The sequence below is a fragment of the Nocardioides daeguensis genome, assembly GCF_019192965.1.
GTDB lineage: Bacteria > Actinomycetota > Actinomycetes > Propionibacteriales > Nocardioidaceae > Nocardioides > Nocardioides daeguensis.
Map to the genome: position 1 here is coordinate 130300 of NZ_JAHTKU010000015.1, position 20534 is coordinate 150833.

Here is a 20534-nt window from a genome sequence, read left to right on the forward strand (position 1 = left end):
GATCGGCCGCGGGGAGTCGGGGGAGTCGGGGGGTTCGGGGAACAATCCGGCTCCCGGAGCGTTGGGAAGACATGTCCACCATCGACCTCACCGCCGGCAACTTCGAGCAGACGGTTCTCGACAACGAGATCGTGTTCGTCGACTTCTGGGCGTCGTGGTGCGGCCCGTGCCGCAACTTCGCCCCGATCTACGAGGCGGCCGCCGAGGAGCACGGCGACCTCGTCTTCGGCTCGGTGAACACCGAGGAGGAGCAGCAGCTCGCCGCTGCCGCGCGGGTCACCTCGATCCCGACACTGATGGCCTTCAAGAAGGGCGCGCTCGTCTTCTCACAGGCCGGTGCGCTGCCTGCGCCCGCGCTCGCCCAGGTCATCGCCGCCGTCCGCGACTTCGACGTCGACGCGGCGAAGGCCGCCGACCAGTGAGCGAGCTGGTCTTCGGTCTCGACACCTTCGGCGACGTCACCCTCGACCCGGCGACGGGCGAGCGGCTGCGCCACCCGCAGGTGGTCCGCAACGTCGTGGAGCAGGCGGTGCTGGCCGACGAGGTCGGCGTCGACGTCTTCGGCATCGGCGAGCACCACCGCAACGACTTCGCGGTGACCAGCCCCGAGATGGTGCTGGCGGCGATCGCGGCGCGCACCGAGCGGATCCGGCTCGGTACGGCGGTCACGGTGCTCAGCTCCGACGACCCGGTCCGGCTCTACGAGCGGTTCGCGACCCTCGACGCGCTGTCGAACGGTCGTGCCGAGATCACCATGGGCCGAGGCTCGTTCACCGAGTCGTTCCCGCTCTTCGGCTACGACCTGGCCCACTACGACCAGCTCTTCAGCGAGAAGATCGACCTGTGGGCAGCCCTGCAGGGCGAGCAGGCCGTCACCTGGGACCGCGGCGAGCTGCGGGCGCCGCTGCGTGACGCGCGGGTCTTCCCGACCACCGAGCGCGGCTCGATCCCCACGTGGATCGGGGTCGGCGGCTCGCCCGAGTCGGTCGTGCGCGCCGCCCGCTACGGCTTCCCGCTGGCGATCGCGATCATCGGCGGCGAGCCCGCCCGGTTCGCGCCCTTCACCGACCTCTACCGGCGCGCGCTGAAGGAGTACGGCCGGCCGGCGCTCCCGATCGCGGTGCACTCCCCCGGCTTCGTCGCCGACAGCGACGACGAGGCGCGCGAGGCGCTGTACCCGCACTTCACCGAGAGCCGCAACCGGATCGGCGCCGAGCGCGGCTGGGGGCCCGCCACGCGCGCGCAGTACGACGCCGAGGTCGACCACGGTGCGCTCTTCGTCGGCTCGCCGGAGACGGTCGCGCGCAAGATCGCGACAGCGGTCCGCGACCTCGGGATCCAGCGCTTCGACCTGAAGTACAGCAACGGCGCGATGCCGCACCCGCAGCTGCTGCGCAGCATCGAGCTGTACGGCACCCGGGTCGTGCCCCGCGTCCGTGAGCTGCTCGCGCAGGCCCCCGTCACGGCCTGACGGCGGCCGCGCTCACGAACAGCTCCACGAGGACGTCGACCAGCCGCTCGCGCTCGACCTCGATGTCGCCGTGCAGGGCCGCGCCGAGCGTGTGCGCGACACCGCCGATGAGGAACTGCGCCCGCAGCCGCACCTCGACCGGCAGTCCCTCGGGGGACTCGGCCGGGTCGCCGGACGACGCGGTGGCGGCGAGCATCCCGGCGAAGCGCCGGGACTCCGCCAGCACCCGCGGACCGAGCACAGGCGAGGTGATCGACTCGAGCAGCGCGATCCGACCCTTGCGCGGGTCCTCGAGGAACAGCTCGACCATCTCGGCCAGCACCGCCCGGGTCCGCGCGACGGCGTCGTCGGGAGCGGTGGCCAGCGCGGCGAGCGAGCGCGCGGCGGCCTCGGCGGCGATCTGCTCGAAGACGGCGAGCTGGAGCGCCTCGATGCTCGGGAAGCTCTCGTAGAAGTACCGCGCCGCCAGGCCCGACTCCTCGGCGACACCGCGCACGGTGGTGCCGGCGACGCCGCGGGTACCCATCAGCGCGAGGCCCGCGTCCAGCAGCCGGGTACGACGCTCAGCGGTCCGCTCCTCGGCCGCGCGGCCGCCGTACCGTCGGGCGCTCTCCGTCACCGGCCCATCGTGGCACGCACGTGGACCGACGCCGGCCACCGGCGCCTGTCACGGGAGCACAAATCCCGGCTGGCTCTCTGTTGCCGCGCACGAGCGAGGGCACCGCCCGGCGCCGCAGACTCGGTGCGACCGAGACCCCGACCGGGAACCCGACGGAGGAGCCGCGATGCACGACCTGATGACGCTGGTGCCGATCTTCGCCTTCATGCTGATCCCGCTGTGGATCCCGCTCGCCGCGATGGCGTTCGGCGCGCTCCACGACGCCGTCCTCGCCCCGGCCCGCGCGGCGCGGCGCACGACGACGGGCGGCGTGGCCCAGCCCGCGCCCCGCGGCGCCGTCAACCCTGGCGGTCCTCGGGTCCCTGCGGCAGGAACTGCGCGGTGAAGGCCGGCCAGGCCTCCGCGATCAGCTCGTCCATGTCGAGACAGGTCGCCTTGCGCACGTAGGCCTTCGCCAGCTCGGTGTCCAGCACCTTGAGCAGGAACCGCCGCAGCTCGGCGTCCAGACCGGCGATCTTGCGCAGCATCGCCCCGCGCCGGGTGTCGGTGGTGAGCTCGAGCCCGATCTGGTCCTCGGTCGGGGTCTTCAGCTCCAGGCGCAGCTTGAGCGGCGCCTCGGTGTGGACCACGAGCACGAGCGGGACGACGACCTCCGCGGTGAACGTCAACCGGTCCATCGGCAGGCCGAGCTCGAACACGACGCTGATCGGCAGGTCGATCGCATAGGTCAGCCGCTCGCCCGGCACCGGCTCGCCCGTCGTGGGCCGATAGGTCCCGACGAAGCTGACGCTCGCGAACGCCCGCCCGGGCCCCGCGCCGATCGGGCCGAGGGCGATCTGGTCGCCCAGCACCTCGTCGATCGTGCGCAGGATCCGCTCCTTGTGGAGCACCCGGTGGATCCACGCGACGCCGAACTCCTCGTACGTCGTCGGCGTGCCGACCTCCTCGGCCACGGCTCCCTCCCGCACGACTCTCCTCCCCCACGAAGCGGACCCCATCGTGGAGTCCTGCCCCGGAATCCCGCTCCAGGACTGATGATCCTCGTACACCCCAACGACCACCGTGGCGGCGGGTCCCGCGATCGGGGGCCCGTGTCGGTGTCGTCGGTCATGATGGGCGACATGCCGAAGCCTGCCGCCCCCCGCACCAGCGACAGTCACCCCGCCGACAGCCACGACACCATCCGGGTGCAGGGCGCCCACGTCAACAACCTCAAGGGCGTCGACGTCGACATCCCCAAGCGCCGCCTGAGCGTGTTCACGGGCGTGTCCGGCTCGGGCAAGAGCTCCCTGGTCTTCGGCACCATCGCCGCCGAGTCGCAGCGGATGATCAACGAGACCTACTCGACGTTCGTGCAGGGCTTCATGCCGTCGCTGGCGCGACCCGAGGTCGACAACCTCGAGGGGATCACCACCGCGATCCTGGTCGACCAGGAGCGGATGGGCGCCAACGTGCGCTCGACGGTCGGCACGGCGACCGACGCCAACGCGATGCTCCGCGTCCTGTTCAGCCGGATCGGCGAGCCGTTCATCGGTCCCCCGACCGCGTTCGCGTTCAACGTGCCGACCCGCCGGGCCGGCGGCGTGATGCAGACCGAGAAGGCCGGCGGCAGGGTCGAGAAGAAGGTCGTCAAGAACGCCGTCTACCTCGGCGGGATGTGTCCCGAGTGCGAGGGCCGCGGCAGTGTCTCCGACCTCGACCTGACCGCGATCGTCGACGAGAGCAGGTCGCTGGTCGACGGCGCCATCCTGGTGCCCGGCTACACGGCCGACGGCTGGATGGTGGCCGCGTTCAAGGCGGTGCTTCCCCCGGAGAAGCCGGTCGCGGACTTCACCGACGCCGAGCGCGAGGACTTCCTGTACGCCGAGCCGCGCAAGGTCAAGGTCGACAAGATCAACGTCACCTACGAGGGCCTGATCCCCAAGATCCGCAAGTCGATGTTCAGCAAGGACGTCGATGCGCTGCAGCCCCACATCAGGGCGTTCGTCGAGCGGGCCGCGGTGTTCGCGCCCTGCCCGGCGTGCGACGGCACCCGTCTCAACGAGGCCGCGCGCGGCTCGAAGATCAACGGCAGGTCGATCTCCGACGTGTGCGCGATGCAGATCACCGACGCCGCCGCGTGGGCCCGGGGCATCGAGGACCCGGGCGTCGCTCCCCTCGTCAAGAACCTGCTCCACCTCTTCGACTCGTTCGTCGAGATCGGCCTCGGCTACCTCTCCCTCGACCGACCCGCCGGCACCCTGTCGGGTGGCGAGGCGCAGCGCACCAAGATGATCCGTCACCTCGGCTCCGCGCTGACCGACGTCACCTACGTCTTCGACGAGCCCACCATCGGGCTCCACCCCCACGACATCCAGCGGATGAACAAGCTGCTCCTCGAGCTGCGCGACAAGGGCAACACCGTCCTCGTCGTCGAGCACAAGCCGGAGACCATCGCCATCGCCGACCACGTCGTCGACCTCGGCCCGGGCGCCGGCACGGGTGGCGGCACCATCTGCTTCGAGGGTGACGTCGACGGCCTCCGGGCCTCCGACACCCTCACCGGTCGCCACCTGTCCTACCGCGCGGCGGTGAAGGACACCGTGCGCGAGCCGACCGGTGTGATCGAGGTCCGCGGCGCCTCCACCCACAACCTGCGCGACGTCGACGTCGACGTGCCGCTCGGCGTGCTCTGCGTCGTCACCGGTGTCGCCGGGTCCGGCAAGAGCTCGCTCATCCACGGCTCGATCGCCGGGCGCGACGAGGTGGTGGTCATCGACCAGGGCGCGATCAAGGGCTCGCGGCGCAGCAACCCGGCGACGTACACCGGTCTGCTCGAGCCGATCCGCAAGGCGTTCGCGAAGGCCAACGGCGTGAAGCCGGCGCTGTTCAGCGCCAACTCCGAGGGCGCCTGCGAGAGCTGCAACGGCAACGGGATGATCTACACCGAGCTCGGCTTCATGGACACCGTCGCCACCGTCTGCGACGAGTGCGAGGGCAGGCGCTTCCAGGCCTCCGTGCTCGAGCTGCGGCTCGGCGAGCTCAACATCTCCGAGGTCCTCGACCTGCCGGTCGCCCAGGCCCACGCCTACTTCGCCTCCGGGGACGCCAAGACGCCGGCCGCGGCGGCGATCCTGCAGCGGATGGAGGACGTCGGCCTCGGCTACCTCAAGCTCGGCCAGCCCCTCAACACCCTCTCGGGCGGCGAGCGGCAGCGGCTCAAGCTCGCCATGCGGATGGGCGAGAAGGGCGGTGTCTACGTCCTCGACGAGCCGACCACCGGCCTCCACCTCGCCGACGTCGCCAACCTGCTGGGCCTGCTCGACCGCCTGGTCGAGGCCGGCAAGTCGGTCATCGTGATCGAGCACCACCAGGCCGTGATGGCCCATGCCGACTGGATCATCGACCTCGGCCCGGGCGCCGGCCACGACGGCGGCAAGGTCGTCTTCGAGGGCACCCCGGCCGAGCTGGTCGCCCAGAGGTCGACGCTCACCGGTGAGCACCTGGCGGAGTACGTCGCGGGCTGAGGCTCACCGACCGATGGTTGAGGTGCGACGAGCGCCAGCGAGGAGCCGTACCGATGGTTGAGGTGCGACGAGCGCCAGCGAGGAGCCGTACCGATGGTTGAGGCGCGACGAGCGCCAGCGAGGAGCCTCGAAACCACCGGATGCGAAGCCGGCACTGTGCCCGAGCGAGCTGTCGAGGTTCGGCCGGAGGTTTCGAGGCTCGGCCGCGGGCGGCCTCGCACCTCGACCACCGGCGGTGTCACTCCCAGGCCTGGACCGCATCCGGGTCCCCGGCCACGCCGAGGTCGCGCGCAGCCGCCGAGATCCGCTGAGCGAGGTCGAGGTCGGCGGTGGTGAGCGTCCCGGTGTCGTGGGTCGTCAGGTGCACCGCGAGCGAGGGGTAGCCGAGCTTGAGGTCGGGGTGGTGGTTGGCGGCCTCGGCCAGCTCACCGATCGCGTTCACCAGCGCGAGGCCCTTCACGAAGCTGCCCGTCCGGAACACGGCGTACGCATGCTCCCCCAGGACCCGCCAGTCCCCCACGCCCTCGGCGTGGCTGAACTGCTCCGCGCTGATCTGTTCGTAGCCCATGCTCCGACCGTACGCCGGCCGGCTCGGCCTCGGGCCGGCCTGCTCCCGCTGGAGTAACACGCCGTCCACCGCACTGGTCGCCAGTTCTCAGCACGACACGCCGACAACGCGCCGACGCGCGCGCCGACAACCGTCGGGTAGTCGGGTGGAAGCGTGTTACAGCGACGGCTCGGCGCGGATGGCGAGACGCCCGGATCAACCGGCGTGCACGTACGGCCGCCGCCGCGGGTCCGGCTCGGCGCGACGGAGCACCTCCCGGGTGAGCGGCGCGACCTCGCCGGTGCCGAAGATCAAGAAGCGCACCATCTGCGGGACCGGGGAGCCCTCGGTCCACTCGAAGTACATGTGCGGTCGGACGCCGGTCCGCTCACGCAGGTCGAGCAGCAGCGCGGCGAGGGCATTGGGGATGGTCGCGGCGTGCACGGTCAGCACCCGGTACTCCCCGTGCGCCACCGAGCCCGCGACCACGACCCGGCTCTCGAAGTCGGAGTAGTCCTCGACGACGACCTCGACGAAGAGCAGGTCGCCGCCGTAGGGCAGCTCGTGCGCCTCGACGATCTTGCGCACCTTCGCGCGGTAGGCGCCCGCATCGCCATGCTCAGGATCGTGGGCGACGAGCCGGAGGGTCCGGCGGGCACAGTCTCGGATGAAGGCGTCCGCCTTGGCGTCGTACTCGATGTGGGTGGTGCGCAGCTCGAGCGAGCGGGTCATCCGCGAGAGCAGTGAGACGGCGATGATCGCGGCGATGAAGCAGGCGCCGATCTTCACGCCGTCGGGGCGCTCGAGGACGTTGTCGACGGTCGTGTAGACGAAGACGACCGAGATCACGGTGAACGCGATCGTCCAGCCGCGCTCGCGAGCCTTGCGGGCGGCCAGGGCGACGGCGACGCTCGCCGAGGTCATCAGGACCAGGACGCCGGTGGCGTACGCACCGCCCTGGGCGTCGACGTCCGCGTCGAAGAGCCAGGTGATGACGAAGGCGGTCACCGTGAGCACGCCCACGAGCGGCCGCACGGCGCCCGCCCACTCCGGCGCCATGCCGTAGCGCGGCAGGTAGCGCGGGATCAGGTTGAGCATGCCGGCCATCGCCGACGCACCCGCGAACCAGAGGATGAGGATCGTCGAGACGTCGTACACCGTGCCGAAGCCGTCGCCCAGGAAGTCGTGCGCGAGGTAGGCCAGCGCACGCCCGTTGGCGCTGCCGCCGTCCTCGAACTCCTCGGCCGGGATGAGCAGCGTGGTCACCAGGCTCGAGCAGATCAGGTAGGCGCTCATCATGATGGCGGCGGTGGTGAGCAGCCGCTTCGTGTTCCGGATCCGTACGGCGGGCCGCTCGGCGTCGTCGTCCGGGGCGCCCTCGACGTGGGTCATCACGGCCACGCCGGTCTCGAACCCGGACATGCCGAGCGCGAGCTTCGGGAACAGGGTCAGCGCGACGGCGATCATCAGCACGACGTTGCCGTGCTCGGCGCTCAGCGCGCTGGTCCAGTCGGTGACGACGTGGCCGTTCTCGAACACGTGGACCGCGCTGACGACGATCACCACCGCGTTGAGGAGGAGGTAGACGCTGACCAGCCCGACGGCGAGCCCGATCGCCTCGGTGAACCCCTTGAGGAACACCGCGCCCAGCAGGGCGATCAGGCCGAGGGTGATCCACAGCTCCTGGCCGTGCAGGAAGGCGGGGACGTGCGGGTTCTCGACCACGTGCGCGCTCGCGTCGGCCGCCGACAAGGTGATGGTGATGATGAAGTCGGTGAGCGCGAAGCCGAGCAGCGCGAGCACGAACAGCTTGCCGCGCCAGCCGACCAGCAGCCGCTCGAGCATGGCGATCGAGCCCTGCCCGTGCGGGCTCTCGGCCGCGACCCGGCGGTAGACCGGCAGCGCCCCGAACAGGGTCAGCAGGACCAGGACGATCGTCGCCAGCGGACTGAGCAGGCCGGCGGCGAGGAACGCGATGCCCGGCTGGTAGCCGAGGGTGGAGAAGTAGTCGACGCCGGTCAGGCACATCACCTGCCACCACGGCCGGGTGTGGTCGTGGGTGGGATCGGGCGCGCCGGGTGACCGGGTCACTCCGTCGAGCGTCTGCGCCGCCGCGGGCTCCTCCGTCGGGTGGTGCGCAGCGGGCGGCTGGCGACGGATCAGGCCTCGGGCACTCACGCATCAAGTCAATCCGGCACCGGCATCCCCAGCAGCGTCTCTAACACGTTCCTAACAGCCGTTAGGGCCTGTCAGGCCGTCGTTAGGGACGCGTCAGGACCGCCGCCGCCGTCCGCCGGCCGGCGAAGACTGCGAGGCATGACATCCGTCCACCTCCTCCACCGCGCCACGGACGACGCAGGGCCGCGGATCATCGAGGAGCCCGCCGTCCGGTTCGGCCTCGGCGGCTTCGCACTCTTCGTCACCGCCGGCCTGGTCACGGCTCTCGACCTCCCCTCCGCGATCGGCACCGCCGTCGTGCTCGGTGTCACCGCCGCTGCCGCGCTGCCGCTGGACCGCGGGCCGGCCTGCGGGCTGGGCCTCGCCGGCTGGGCCGTCGCGGAGGGTTTCGCCGTGCACGCGTACGGCGAGCTGCGGCTCGCGCCCACCGACCTCGGGCTGCTCGCGGGCTTCGTCCTCGCCAGCCTCGCCGCCGCGCTGCTGGGCGGCGCGGAGCGGAGGCTCTCGTGAGCGCCGAGAACGTCGTCGCGCTGGTCGTCAGCGCCCTCCTCCTCGGCTACCTCGTCGTCGCCCTGATCCTCCCGGAGCGTTTCTAGTCATGCCCGACACCCTGGCCGGCCTGCTCCAGGTCGGCGCGCTGATCGCTGCCCTCGCCCTGTGCTACCGCCCTCTGGGCACCTACATCGCCCACGTCTTCACCTCCGAGAGGGACCTGCGGGTCGAGCGCGGGATCTACCGGGCCGTCGGGATCGACCCCCGCGGCGACCAGGCGTGGCGCACGTACGCCGTGTCGCTGCTCGCCTTCTCGGTGGCGGGCCTGGTGCTGCTCTACGCCCTGCAGCGGCTGCAGGACCACCTGCCCTGGTCGCTCGGCCTCCCCGACGTGGCCCCGGACCTGGCCTTCAACACGGCCGCGTCGTTCGTGACGAACACCAACTGGCAGGCCTACTCGGGCGAGGCCACGATGGGCCACCTGGTCCAGATGGCCGGACTGGCCGTGCAGAACTTCCTCTCCGCCGCCGTCGGCCTGGCCGTCGCCGTCGCCCTGATCCGCGGCTTCACCCGCTCACGCACCGGCCGGCTCGGCAACTTCTGGGTCGACCTGACCCGCGGCACGATCCGGGTGCTGCTGCCCCTCGCCGTCGTGGCGGCGGTCGCGCTGATCCTGCTCGGTGTCGTGCAGAACCTGTCCGGCGGCGTCGACGCGACGACGCTGACCGGCGGCCACCAGACCATCCCCGGCGGGCCGGTGGCCTCCCAGGAGGCGATCAAGGAGCTCGGCACCAACGGCGGCGGCTTCTTCAACGCCAACGCCGCGCACCCCTTCGAGAACCCCAACCCGGTCAGCAACCTGTTCGAGGTGTTCCTGCTGCTCCTGATCCCGGTCTGCCTGACGCGGACCTTCGGCGTGCTGGTCGGCGACGTCCGCCAGGGCTACGCCGTCCTGGCCGCGATGGCGGTGATCTGGGTGATCATGCTCGCCGCTGTCTGGGCGATCGAGGCGGCCCACCCGACCACGGCGTACGACGTCGTGGGCGCGGCCATGGAGGGCAAGGAGACGCGGATCGGCGTACCGGGCTCAGCCCTGTTCGCGGTCTCCACCACCGGCACCAGCACCGGCGCGGTGAACTCCTTCCACTCGTCGTTCTCGCCGGTCGGCGGCGGCCTGCTGATGCTCAACATGGGCCTCGGCGAAGTGGCGCCCGGCGGCGTCGGGACCGGCCTGTACGGCATGCTCGTGCTGGCGATCCTCACCGTCTTCATCGCCGGCCTGATGGTCGGCCGGACTCCGGAGCTGCTCGGCAAGAAGCTGAGGGCCCGCGAGATCAAGCTGGTGGCGCTCACCATCCTCACCATGCCGCTGCTCGTCCTCGGCTTCACCGCCCTGGCGCTCTCGCTGCCTGGACCGCGGGAGTCGATCCTCAACACCGGGCCGCACGGGCTGAGCGAGGTGCTCTACGCCTACCTGTCGGGCGCCAACAACAACGGCTCCGCGTTCGCGGGCCTGTCGGCGAACACGCCGTTCTACAACATCACCATCGGTCTGGCGATGCTGCTCGGCCGGTTCGTCCCGATCGTGCTCGTGCTGGCCCTGGCCGGCTCGCTGGCCAGCCAGGTCCCGGTCCCGCGGACCGCGGGGACACTGCCGACCCGTGGCCCGCTGTTCGTCGGGATGCTCGCGGTCGTCACGTTCATCGTCGCCGGCCTGACCTTCTTCCCCGCGCTCGCGCTCGGCCCGCTGGCGGAGGGCCTGTGAGCACCCCACGACGTTCTTCTCCTCCGCTTCGCTCCCCCGAACAACGTCGTGGGGACCCCGGTTCCTCAGCGGGTTCCTCGACGAAGCAGACCCCACACCCGGAGACCTCCATGCTGCACACCCTCCTGACGTCCCTGCCGGATGCCTTCCGCAAGCTCGACCCCCGCGTCATGGTCCGCACGCCGGTGATGTTCGTCGTCGAGGTCGGCGCCGTCTTCTGCACCGTGCTCACGATCCGCGACGGCTCCGGGTTCGGGTGGGCGATCACCGGCTGGCTCTGGCTGACCGTCGTCTTCGCCAACCTGGCCGAGGCGGTCGCCGAGGGCCGCGGCCGGGCCCAGGCGGCCACCCTGCGCAAGGCCAAGACCGACACCCTGGCCCGCCGCCTCGAGGCGGACGGCGGCCTGGTGCCCGTGCCGGCGACCGACCTGCGGGTCGGCGACCGGGTGGTCGTCGAGGCGGGCGAGGTGATCCCCGGCGACGGCGACGTGGTCGAGGGCATCGCCAGCGTCGACGAGTCCGCGATCACCGGCGAGTCCGCACCGGTCATCCGCGAGTCGGGCGGCGACCGCTGCTCCGTCACGGGCGGCACCAAGGTGCTCTCCGACCGGATCGTCGTCCGGATCACGACCAACCCGGGCGAGTCCTTCATCGACCGGATGATCGCGCTCGTCGAGGGCGCCAGTCGGCAGAAGACCCCCAACGAGATCGCCCTCAACATCCTGCTCGCCAGCCTGACCATCGTCTTCCTGGCCGCCACGGTGAGCCTGAAGCCGCTGGCGATCTACTCCGGCGCCGACCAGTCCATCCTGGTCCTCGTCGCGCTGCTGGTCTGCCTGATCCCGACCACGATCGGCGCCCTGCTGAGTGCGATCGGCATCGCCGGCATGGACCGGCTCGTGCAGCACAACGTGCTCGCCATGTCCGGCCGCGCGGTCGAGGCCGCCGGCGACGTCAACACCCTGTTGCTCGACAAGACCGGCACCATCACGCTCGGCAACCGCGAGGCCGCCGAGCTGATCCCGGCCGACGGCGCGGGTGTCGCGGTCCTCGCCGACGCCGCCCAGCTCGCGTCGCTGGCCGACGAGACGCCGGAGGGTCGCTCGGTCGTCGTCCTCGCCAAGCGCGAGCACGGCCTGCGCGAACGCTCCGCCGGCGAGCTCACCGACGCGCAGTTCGTGCCCTTCACCGCGCAGACCCGGATGTCCGGCGTCGACCTGCCCGGGCGCGAGATCCGCAAGGGTGCGGCGTCCGCGGTCACCGCCTGGGTGCGGGAGGGCGGGGGCCGCCCCTCTCCCGAGGTCGGTACGACGGTCGACGCGATCTCGTCCGCCGGCGGCACCCCCCTCGTCGTGGCCGAGCGCACCGCGGGCGCCGTACCGCGGGTCCTCGGTGTCATCCACCTCAAGGACGTGGTCAAGGAGGGGATGCGCGAGCGGTTCGAGGAGATGCGCCGGATGGGCATCCGCACCGTGATGATCACCGGCGACAACCCGCTCACCGCCCGGGCGATCGCCGAGGAGGCGGGGGTCGACGACTTCCTCGCCGAGGCGACGCCCGAGGACAAGATGGCGCTGATCAAGCGCGAGCAGGAGGGCGGGCGGCTGGTCGCGATGACCGGCGACGGCACCAACGACGCGCCCGCGCTCGCGCAGGCCGACGTCGGGGTCGCGATGAACACCGGCACCTCCAGTGCCAAGGAGGCCGGCAACATGGTCGACCTCGACTCCAACCCGACGAAGCTCATCGAGATCGTGGAGATCGGCAAGCAGCTGCTCATCACCCGTGGCGCGCTGACGACGTTCTCGATCGCCAACGACGTGGCGAAGTACTTCGCGATCATCCCGGCCATGTTCGCCGGTGTGTACGGCGGCCTCGACGCGCTCAACGTCATGCGGCTCTCGTCGCCGGAGTCCGCGATCCTCTCGGCGGTCGTGTTCAACGCCCTGATCATCGTCGCGCTGATCCCGCTGGCCCTGCGCGGGGTGAAGTACACGCCGTCGAGCGCATCCGTGATGTTGCGCCGCAACCTGACGGTCTACGGACTCGGCGGCCTGGTCGCGCCCTTCCTCGGCATCAAGCTCATCGACCTGCTGGTGTCCACGATCCCCGGCATCGGCTGAACAGGAGGCGATCCCATGTCCCTCACCTCCACCCTGCGCGGCGGCCTCACGCAGCTCGCCGCCGCCGCCCGCTTCCTCGGCGTGCTGACGGTCCTGCTCGGCCTCGCCTACCCGCTCGCGCTCACCGGGTTCGCCCGCGTCGTGGTCCCGCACCGCGCCGACGGTGCCCTCGTCGAGCGTGACGGCACCGTCGTCGGCTCGGCCCTGGTCGGCCAGTCGTTCGCCGGGGACGCGTCGTACTTCCAGTCCCGTCCGTCCGCGGCGGGCGACGGCTACGACCCGCTCGCCAGCGGCGCCTCGAACCTCTCGCCGGAGAACCCCGACCTGGTCGCCACCGTCCGGCAGCGGATCGCCGACGTGGCCGCCTTCGACGGGGTCGACCCGGCCGAGGTCGCCCCCGACGCGGTCCTCGCGAGCGGGTCCGGCCTGGACCCCCACATCTCCCCGGAGTACGCCGAGCAGCAGGTCGCCCGGGTCGCCCGCACCCGCAAGCTCGCCCCCGCCACGGTCCGGAGCCTGGTCGCGGACAGCACCACGGGCCGCACCCTGGGCTTCCTCGGCGAGCCGCGCGTCAACGTGCTCGAGCTCAACCTCGCTCTCGACGGGCTGGAAGACTGATCCCATGAAGCGAGGTCGGCTGCGGGTCTACCTCGGCGCCGCCCCCGGCGTCGGGAAGACCTACGCCATGCTCGGCGAGGGTCGACGACGGCTCGACCGTGGCACCGACGTGGTCGTCGGGTATGTCGAGGCCCACGGCCGCAGCCACACCGCGTCGATGCTCGACGGGCTCGAGCTGGTGCCTCGTCGGACCAGCCGCTACCGCGGCACCGAGCTCGAGGAGATGGACCTGGACGCGGTGCTGCGGCGCCGGCCGAAGGTGGTGCTCGTCGACGAGCTGGCGCACACCAACGTGCCCGGCTCACGCAACGCCAAGCGGTGGCAGGACGTGCAGGAGATCCTCGACGCCGGCATCGACGTCATCTCCACGGTCAACGTGCAGCACCTCGAGTCGGTCAACGACGTCGTCGAGAAGATCACCGGCGTCCGGCAGCAGGAGACCGTGCCGGACGCCGTGGTCCGGGCGGCCGACCAGGTCGAGCTGGTCGACATGTCGGCCGAGGCGCTGCGCCGCCGGCTGGCCCACGGCAACGTCTACGCGCCCGACAAGATCGACGCCGCGCTCTCCAACTACTTCCGCGAGGGCAACCTCACCGCGCTGCGTGAGCTGGCGCTGCTCTGGGTCGCCGACAAGGTCGACGACGCGCTGCAGGGCTACCGTCGCCGGCACGACATCACCGGCACCTGGGAGGCCCGCGAGCGGGTCGTGGTCGCACTCACCGGCGGACCCGAGGGCGAGCAGCTGATCCGTCGTGCCGCGCGGATCGCCGCCCGCTCGGGCACCGGCGACCTGCTGGCCCTCCACGTGAGTCGCTCCGACGGCCTGACCGGGGCCGACCCCACGCACCTCACCCACCAGCACCAGCTGGTCGAGTCGCTCGGCGGCAGCTACCACCAGCTGCTCGGCGACGACGTCCCCGAGACCCTGCTCGCCTTCGCCCGCGCCGAGAACGCCACCCAGCTGGTGCTCGGCGACAGCCGGCGATCGCGGTGGGCGGCGTCCGTCCTGCCGCCGGGGATCGGCGCCCGCACCATCCGTGCGTCCGGCGACATCGACGTGCACATCGTGTCCCACACCCACGCCGGTCAGGGGCGGCGGCTGCCGGTCGGCCGCGGCGCACTCAGCCTGCGCCGCCGAGTGCGCGGCTACGCGCTGGCCGGGCTGCTACCAGCGCTCCTCACGCTGGCCCTGCTTCCCGTCGACCACGCGCTCAACCTGGTGAGCGACGTGCTGCTGTTCCTGCTTCTCGTCGTGGCGGTCGCCCTCGTCGGCGGCGTCGGGCCGGCCGTGGTCGCCGCCCTGCTGGGCTCCTTCCTGCTCAACTTCTTCTTCACCGCGCCCGTGCACACGCTGACCATCGCGAGCACCAACAACGCCCTCGCTCTCGGGGTCTACCTGTTGGTGGCGGTGATGGTGAGCTCCGTGGTCGACCTGGCCGCCCGGCGTACCCGGCAGGCGGCGCGGGCGGTCGCGGAGTCCCACGTCCTCGCCAGCCTGGCTGCCACCCCGCTCACCGGCAGCCACGACCTCGCCGCGCTGCTGGAGCGGTTCCGGGAGAGCCTCTCCCTGGAGTCGGTGGCGTTCTTGGAGAAGGACGACCGGCACTGGCGGTTGCTGAGCGCGGCGGGACCCGATCCGGCGACGACACCCGAGGCGGCGGACACCGTCGTCCCCGCGGACCCGGACACCTCTCTCGCTCTGCGCGGGCACGGCCTCGCCCCCGAGGACGCCCGCGTGGCCGCGGCGTTCGCGGCCCGGACCAGCCAGGCGGTGCACCAGATCCGGCTCGCCGAGGAGGCAGCCCGGGCCGGCACCCTGGCCGAGGCCAACACCGTGCGTACGGCGTTGCTGGCTGCGGTCGGCCACGACCTGCGGACCCCGCTCGCGGCCGCGAAGGCCGTCGTGTCGGGAATGCGGGCCGAGGACGTCGCCCTCACCGACGACGACCGGCGCGAGCTGCTGCGCACCGCCGACGACGCGCTCGACACCCTGGCCGGCCTGGTCGACAGCCTGCTCGACCTGAGCCGGCTGCAGGCCGGCGCGCTGCCGGTGCACCTGTCCCCCACCCTCGTCGAGGACGTGATCGCCGGCGCCCTCGACGACGTCAGCATCGCCGGCCCGGTGCGCCTCGACGTTGCCGAGGACCTGCCGCCCGCGCTGGTCGACGCCGCGCTGCTGGAGCGGGTCGTGGTCAACCTGCTGACCAACGCGCACCGGTACGCCCCTGAGGGCGTGCCGCCGCTGCTGACCGGCAGCGCCGTGCTCGACCGGGTCGAGATCCGGGTCGTCGACACCGGTCCCGGCATCCCGGCGGCGGAGTACGAGCGCGTGTTCCTGCCGTTCCAACGGCTCGGCGACCACGACAACAGCACCGGGGTCGGCCTCGGCCTGGCGTTGTCGCGCGGCCTGGTCGATGCCATGGGCGGCACACTGGAGCCCGAGGAGACGCCCGGTGGCGGGCTGACCATGGTGATCTCGCTGCCCGTCGCGGCCGGCGAGCCCACCGGAGGCGACCTCGGCATCAGGGAGCGGGTGGGATGACGCGGATCATGGTCGTCGACGACGAGCCGCAGATCGTGCGGGCGCTGTCGATCAACCTCCGGGCACGCGGCTACGAGGTCACCACGGCCGGCGACGGCACCGAGGCCGTGGCGGTCGCCGACCTCGCGCCCCCCGACCTGGTCATCCTCGACCTCGGCCTGCCCGACCTCGACGGCGTCGACGTCATCACCCGGCTGCGCGCGCGTTCCGCCGTGCCCATCCTCGTGCTGTCGGGCCGCAGCGACAGCGCCGACAAGGTCGAGGCCCTCGACGCCGGCGCCGACGACTACGTGACCAAGCCGTTCGGCATGGACGAGCTGCTCGCCCGGCTGCGCGTCATGGAGCGGCGTACGGCGCCCCCCGACGACGCCGCACCCGTCGTCACCTTCGGCGCGGTCACCGTCGACCTGGGCGCCACCCGGGTCACCGTCGACGGCGACGAGGTCCGCCTGACGCCGACCGAGTGGCACCTGCTCGAAGTGCTGCTGCGCAACCCCGGCCGGCTGCTCAGCCAGCGCCAGCTGCTCACCGAGGTGTGGGGACCGGGGTACGAGAACGCGAACGGCAACCTGCGGCTCTACGTCGCCCAGCTGCGCCGCAAGCTCGAGGCCGATCCGGCCCGGCCGGTGCATATCCGCAACGAGCCGGGGATGGGCTACCGCTTCGAGCTGTGAACAGCCGGTGGTCGAGCGCTGCCGGTGGTTGAGGTGCGAGGCCGCCCGCGGCCGAGCCCCACCGGTGGTTGAGGTGCGAGGCCGCCCGCGGCCGAGCCCCACCGGTGGTTGAGGTGCGAGGCCGCCCGCGGCCGAGCCTCGAAACCACCCGCCCGACCTCGAACCCCGCCCCGACGCCCAGCCGTCATCACGCCCAAAGGTCTCGAGGCTCCTCGCCGGCGCTCCTCACACCTCGACCACCGGTGCCCGGGAGAGCGGGTGAGCCCCTGCTGCGAGGATGCGGTCCGTGGGCAAGGTCTTCGAGTGCGAGATCCAGGCGCGGCTGCGCGACATCAACCTCGGCGGCCACGTCGACAACGTCGAGGCGATCCGGGTGCTCGACGAGGCCCGGCTGATGTTCTTCCGGCACGGCCGCCTCGAGGAGGGGGACGAGCCGCGCGGCCTGCTCCGCGACCTGCCGCCGGGCGTGACCGAGCTGGTCGGCTCCCAGCACGTCGAGTACCACACGGAGATGCGGTTCGCGGCCTACCAGCCCTTCCTGGTGCGGATCTGGGTCAGCCACGTCAGCCGTTCCTCGTTCGCGGTCTCCCTCGAGCTGCGGGTCGCACCGGACCACCCGCCGGCGGTCGTCGCCGAGACGAGCACGGTGTTCTGGGACACCGCGGCGGGGTCGTCGTGGCCGATCTCGGACGCGCTGCGGGCTGCGCTCGCGTCGTACACCGGTCCGGCGGTGGCGCTCAGGCCCCGGCCCGGTCACTGACCTGCGGGGCGATGCGCCAAGCCAGGCCGAGCAGGCCGACCAGCGCCGCCAGCGCGAGGATCCCGGCCACGGCGGCGTGGAAGGCCGCGTCGTGCCAGCCGCCGTCGAGGTGGAGCACGCCGCCGGTCAGCGAGATCGCCGTGGCGACGCCGAAGCCGACCGGCAGCGTGGCGGCGGGCAGGCGCCGAGGCCGCGGTCCGCTGCGCGGCGAGCGGCGCACGTGGTGGACGATCGCCCACCCGACGACGAGCAGGCCGAGGATGCCGGAGGCGAACTGCGCCCACTGCTGGCCGGGCAGCGCGCCGTGGGTGTCCCGCAGCCAGGCGACGTGCCGTGCGCCCCAGCGGCCCTGGTGGGTGAACGCGTCCCACAGCGTGTGGGTGGTCGAGCCGACGACGGCGGCCAGCGGGGCGAGCAGCCAGCCGCGACGCCCGATCCGGGCGTGGGCGGGGAGCCGGTCGCGGACGGCGGCGGGCGCGGTGTCGACGAGGGCGTCCCGGCCCCAGCGGTCCCAGAAGGCCAGCAGGACCACGCTCAGCGCGAGGTCGAGCGTGACGATGCCGGCGAGGCTGTGGCTGAAGGTGTAGAGCCCCCAGGTCTGCGCCAGCACCGGCAGGTCCGGCGTCATCGACCCGATGACCAGGGCCGAGAGCGGCAGTCCGAGACCGCGCAGGGGCAGGACGGCTGCCGGGTGGGCGAGGGTGACGGGCACGGCGTCCCTAGCCCCGGTCCCTCGACGCGAGGTCGAGGGTCGCGGTGAGCTGCTGTCCGACCTCGATCCCCTCGGCGCGGCGTACGGCGACCTTGAGCGGCACCAGATAGCGCCCGTCCTTGGGGAACAGCGCCGTGCGGAAGTCGGTCTCGCCGATCCGGACGTCGACCGCGACCTGCCCCCAGTACTCCTGGCCGCGCGCCGCCTCCTTGATGTCGTCGCTGGTCTCCACCGGGACCTCGAGGAAGTGGAACGGCGCGGGGCCGCGCCACTCGAGGACGGCGCCGCGGAAGACGAAGGGCATCCAGGAACCGTAGTCGGCCTCCGCCATGCCCCGCACCCCATGCGCTTTGGCGCGGAATCAAGCGAGCGGACGACCAGAACGCATGGGGTGCGGTCGGCAGTCCGTCGGGGGCATCACCGTCTCTCGCCACCCGGCTCCGCGCCGGCGCTCGTCACCCCTCACCGTCGACGAGGTCGGCGAGCGGCACCGACGGATCCCGCACGGCGTCGGTGACCGGCTGGCCGACCACTGCCCGCAGCGGACCGATCGCGTCCCAGTCGTTGAGGTGCAGGCCGGCGACCACCCGGTCCTCCCGCAGCCACAGCACGCTCGCCTGCCGGGCGGCCAGGTCGCCGCGGACCACCAGGTCGTCGTACCCGGTGCCGCCGGCGACGTGGCCGACGTACTCCATCCCGAGGTCGTACTGGTCGGTGAAGAAGTACGGCAGCCGCGTGTACGGCTCGTCGCTGCCGAGCATCACCCGGGCGGCGTGGCGGCCGTGCTGGATCGCGGTGTCCCAGTGCTCGACGCGGACGTGGGTGCCGAGCACGGGGTGGTCGTGGTTGGCGACGTCGCCGGCGGCGAAGACGTGCGGGTCCGGGGTGCGCAGCCGGGCGTCGACGAGGATGCCGTTGTCGACCGCGAGTCCGGCTCGCGCGGCGAGCTCGTCGGTGGGCGAGACGCCGACGGCGACGAGGAGCAGGTCGGCGACGACCGGGTCGGATCCCTCGGCGTGGAGGACGACCTTGCCGTGGTCGTGCTCGACGCCGGAGACCTGGGCGCCGAGGCGCAGGTCGACGCCGTGCTCGCGGTGCAGGTCGGCGAACACGGTCGCGAGCTGGTCGCCGAGGACCCGCTGCAGGGGCAGCGGCGCGGACTCGAGGACGGTCACCGACGCGCCGCGCTGGCGGGCGGCCGAGGCGACCTCGAGGCCGATCCAGCCGGCGCCGATGATCGCGATCCGGGCGCCCTCGGTCAGCTGCTCGCGCAGCGCGATCGCGTCGTCGAGGGTGCGCAGGTGGAGCACCGGCGCGCCGGAGGCGTCCGCCGGCGGCAGGTGGCGCGGGGTCGCCCCCGTGGCGATCAGCAGCCGGTCGTAGGGCAGCTCCTCCGACCCGAGCCGCACCCGGCGCCGGTCGAGGTCGATCCCCGTCGCGAGGGTCCCCACACGGACGTCGACCTGGTGCTCGTCGTACCACTCCCGGGGGTGGACCAACGCGTCCTCCGGCTCCGCCGAGCCGAGCAGGAGGCCCTTGGAGAGCGGAGGACGCTCGTACGGCAGGCGCGGCTCGCCGCCCACGACGACGATGTCACCGCCGTGGCCCTGCTCGCGCAGCTCCGCGGCCGCGTTGGCGGCCGCCAGCCCGCCGCCGATCACCACGACGTTCATCGCCGATCCCACCCCTTCTCCACAGCCGTCACGCCTTCTATGGAGAACGAGGAGGAGGGCGCCTGTCAACCGTCGGACCCTGCGCACACACTCCTCCCATGGCTGAGCGACGAGGCGGCACCCCCACGGGGGAGGAGGCGGTGCCGATGGCGTCCTGACAACTCCACACCGGACCGATCCGGCCGGCCACCGGCCGGCCACGATCAGTCGAGCCCGGCCACCGCCGTCGCGGCCCGGTGCAGCTCCTCGCGTACGACGGCCGTCGGGACGCCCCCCGCCACGAGGTCGGCCGACGAGCGGACCAGGCCGGCCACCAGCAGGGCGCGGACCCGGACCTCCTCCGGCGTGCGGGCGCCGCCGGTCCGGAGGATGCCGCCGAGGGTCGCGTAGAGCTCGCGGTGGCGCTGGCCGAAGTGCTCGAGGATCTCCGGCGACAGGTCGGACGCTCCCGCGCTCGCGTCGACGAGGGCGCCGTGCGCCTCGTCGGCGACGAAGTCGAGCTGCACGTCGAGCCAGGCGCGCAGCGCCTCGACCGTCGGGCCGAGCTCGTCGACGACCTCCTGCGAGCGGGCGAGGAGCGGGTCCATCTCCCGGTCGAACCAGACCTGGAGGATGTGCCCCTTGGTCGGGAAGTAGCGGTAGAGCGACGTCCGGCGCAGCCCGACCTCGGCGGCGATGTCGCCCAGCGAGACCGCCGCGACGCCGCGCTCGGCGAAGAGCCGTTGCGCCGCGGCGACCACGGCCGCCTCCTGCGCGGCGACGTGCTCGGCGATGCTGGCGCCGGTGATCCGCGGCATGGGGCTCCTCCCGTGAGGTCGGCTCGAGTGGCATCGGGGTCGCCCGGGCGGCTGCCC

20 protein-coding genes are annotated in these 20534 nt (G+C 72.4%); 12 read left to right on the forward strand and 8 right to left on the reverse strand.

Features of this window, described 5'->3' with window-relative positions; genetic code table 11:
* Positions 1-71 precede the first annotated feature (71 nt).
* Positions 72-422 carry a thioredoxin gene (gene trxA, locus KU893_RS12880; RefSeq protein ID WP_218234766.1) on the forward strand — a complete coding sequence of 117 codons (351 nt, stop codon included), beginning with the start codon at positions 72-74 and terminating at the stop codon, positions 420-422.
* Complete coding sequence (locus KU893_RS12885; RefSeq protein WP_218234767.1) at positions 419-1471, forward strand: LLM class flavin-dependent oxidoreductase; 1053 nt, start codon at positions 419-421, stop codon at positions 1469-1471. Before trxA ends, KU893_RS12885 begins: the two co-directional genes overlap by 4 nt.
* On the opposite strand, the gene KU893_RS12890 is transcribed toward KU893_RS12885, so the two are convergent.
* Positions 1461-2090: a TetR/AcrR family transcriptional regulator gene (locus KU893_RS12890; protein WP_218234768.1), complete on the reverse strand. Its 630-nt coding sequence runs from the start codon at positions 2088-2090 to the stop codon at positions 1461-1463. The genes KU893_RS12885 and KU893_RS12890 overlap by 11 nt on opposite strands.
* Positions 2091-2256: 166 nt before the next feature.
* Between KU893_RS12890 and KU893_RS12895 the strand changes: the two genes are divergently transcribed.
* A complete protein-coding gene (locus tag KU893_RS12895; protein ID WP_218234769.1) occupies positions 2257-2475 on the forward strand; it encodes a hypothetical protein in 219 nt (72 codons plus the stop codon).
* Here KU893_RS12895 and KU893_RS12900 read toward each other — a convergent pair.
* The gene (locus tag KU893_RS12900) at positions 2429-3058 is read right to left on the reverse strand and encodes a hypothetical protein (protein ID WP_218234770.1); all 630 of its coding nucleotides are present in this window, start codon (positions 3056-3058) and stop codon (positions 2429-2431) included. The genes KU893_RS12895 and KU893_RS12900 overlap by 47 nt on opposite strands.
* 153 nt (positions 3059-3211) lie before the next feature.
* On the opposite strand from KU893_RS12900, the gene KU893_RS12905 reads away from it, so the two are divergent.
* The gene (locus KU893_RS12905) at positions 3212-5596 is read left to right on the forward strand and encodes an ATP-binding cassette domain-containing protein (protein ID WP_218234771.1); all 2385 of its coding nucleotides are present in this window, start codon (positions 3212-3214) and stop codon (positions 5594-5596) included.
* 238 nt (positions 5597-5834) lie between these two features.
* Here the strand turns inward: KU893_RS12905 and KU893_RS12910 are convergent, their stop codons facing one another.
* On the reverse strand, positions 5835-6164 hold the full coding sequence (locus KU893_RS12910; RefSeq protein ID WP_218234772.1) for a 4a-hydroxytetrahydrobiopterin dehydratase: 330 nt from the start codon (positions 6162-6164) through the stop codon (positions 5835-5837).
* A gap of 195 nt (positions 6165-6359) precedes the next feature.
* Positions 6360-8321, reverse strand: coding sequence for an APC family permease (locus tag KU893_RS12915; protein WP_308167222.1), 1962 nt, complete (start codon positions 8319-8321; stop codon positions 6360-6362).
* A gap of 138 nt (positions 8322-8459) precedes the next feature.
* On the opposite strand from KU893_RS12915, the gene KU893_RS12920 reads away from it, so the two are divergent.
* The 8 genes from KU893_RS12920 to KU893_RS12955 all read left to right on the forward strand — a co-directional run bounded on the left by KU893_RS12920 (position 8460) and on the right by KU893_RS12955 (position 17295).
* On the forward strand, positions 8460-8831 hold the full coding sequence (locus tag KU893_RS12920; RefSeq protein WP_218234773.1) for a hypothetical protein: 372 nt from the start codon (positions 8460-8462) through the stop codon (positions 8829-8831).
* A complete protein-coding gene (gene kdpF / locus KU893_RS12925; RefSeq protein WP_218234774.1) occupies positions 8828-8917 on the forward strand; it encodes a K(+)-transporting ATPase subunit F in 90 nt (29 codons plus the stop codon). The genes KU893_RS12920 and kdpF overlap by 4 nt, the downstream gene beginning before the upstream one ends.
* Positions 8918-8919: 2 nt before the next feature.
* Positions 8920-10578 carry a potassium-transporting ATPase subunit KdpA gene (kdpA, locus tag KU893_RS12930; RefSeq protein ID WP_218234775.1) on the forward strand — a complete coding sequence of 553 codons (1659 nt, stop codon included), beginning with the start codon at positions 8920-8922 and terminating at the stop codon, positions 10576-10578.
* 110 nt (positions 10579-10688) lie between these two features.
* Positions 10689-12701 carry a potassium-transporting ATPase subunit KdpB gene (gene kdpB / locus KU893_RS12935; RefSeq protein WP_218234776.1) on the forward strand — a complete coding sequence of 671 codons (2013 nt, stop codon included), beginning with the start codon at positions 10689-10691 and terminating at the stop codon, positions 12699-12701.
* Between the two features lie 15 nt (positions 12702-12716).
* The gene (kdpC, locus tag KU893_RS12940) at positions 12717-13319 is read left to right on the forward strand and encodes a potassium-transporting ATPase subunit KdpC (RefSeq protein ID WP_218234777.1); all 603 of its coding nucleotides are present in this window, start codon (positions 12717-12719) and stop codon (positions 13317-13319) included.
* Between the two features lie 4 nt (positions 13320-13323).
* On the forward strand, positions 13324-15861 hold the full coding sequence (locus tag KU893_RS12945) for a sensor histidine kinase (protein ID WP_218234778.1): 2538 nt from the start codon (positions 13324-13326) through the stop codon (positions 15859-15861).
* On the forward strand, positions 15858-16535 hold the full coding sequence (locus tag KU893_RS12950) for a response regulator (RefSeq protein ID WP_218234779.1): 678 nt from the start codon (positions 15858-15860) through the stop codon (positions 16533-16535). The genes KU893_RS12945 and KU893_RS12950 overlap by 4 nt, the downstream gene beginning before the upstream one ends.
* A gap of 286 nt (positions 16536-16821) precedes the next feature.
* Positions 16822-17295 (forward strand): acyl-CoA thioesterase, encoded by a 474-nt coding sequence (locus KU893_RS12955; RefSeq protein WP_218234780.1) that lies wholly within the window; start codon positions 16822-16824, stop codon positions 17293-17295.
* Here KU893_RS12955 and KU893_RS12960 read toward each other — a convergent pair.
* From KU893_RS12960 to KU893_RS12975, 4 genes are all read right to left on the reverse strand, one after another.
* On the reverse strand, positions 17273-18007 hold the full coding sequence (locus KU893_RS12960) for a DUF4184 family protein (RefSeq protein WP_218234781.1): 735 nt from the start codon (positions 18005-18007) through the stop codon (positions 17273-17275). The two genes, KU893_RS12955 and KU893_RS12960, sit on opposite strands and share 23 nt — an antisense overlap.
* Positions 18008-18014: 7 nt before the next feature.
* A complete protein-coding gene (locus KU893_RS12965) occupies positions 18015-18311 on the reverse strand; it encodes a DUF1905 domain-containing protein (RefSeq protein WP_218234782.1) in 297 nt (98 codons plus the stop codon).
* A gap of 151 nt (positions 18312-18462) precedes the next feature.
* Positions 18463-19680, reverse strand: coding sequence for an NAD(P)/FAD-dependent oxidoreductase (locus tag KU893_RS12970; RefSeq protein WP_218234783.1), 1218 nt, complete (start codon positions 19678-19680; stop codon positions 18463-18465).
* Between the two features lie 203 nt (positions 19681-19883).
* Positions 19884-20477 carry a TetR/AcrR family transcriptional regulator gene (locus KU893_RS12975; RefSeq protein ID WP_218234784.1) on the reverse strand — a complete coding sequence of 198 codons (594 nt, stop codon included), beginning with the start codon at positions 20475-20477 and terminating at the stop codon, positions 19884-19886.
* Between the last annotated feature and the right edge of the window lie 57 nt (positions 20478-20534).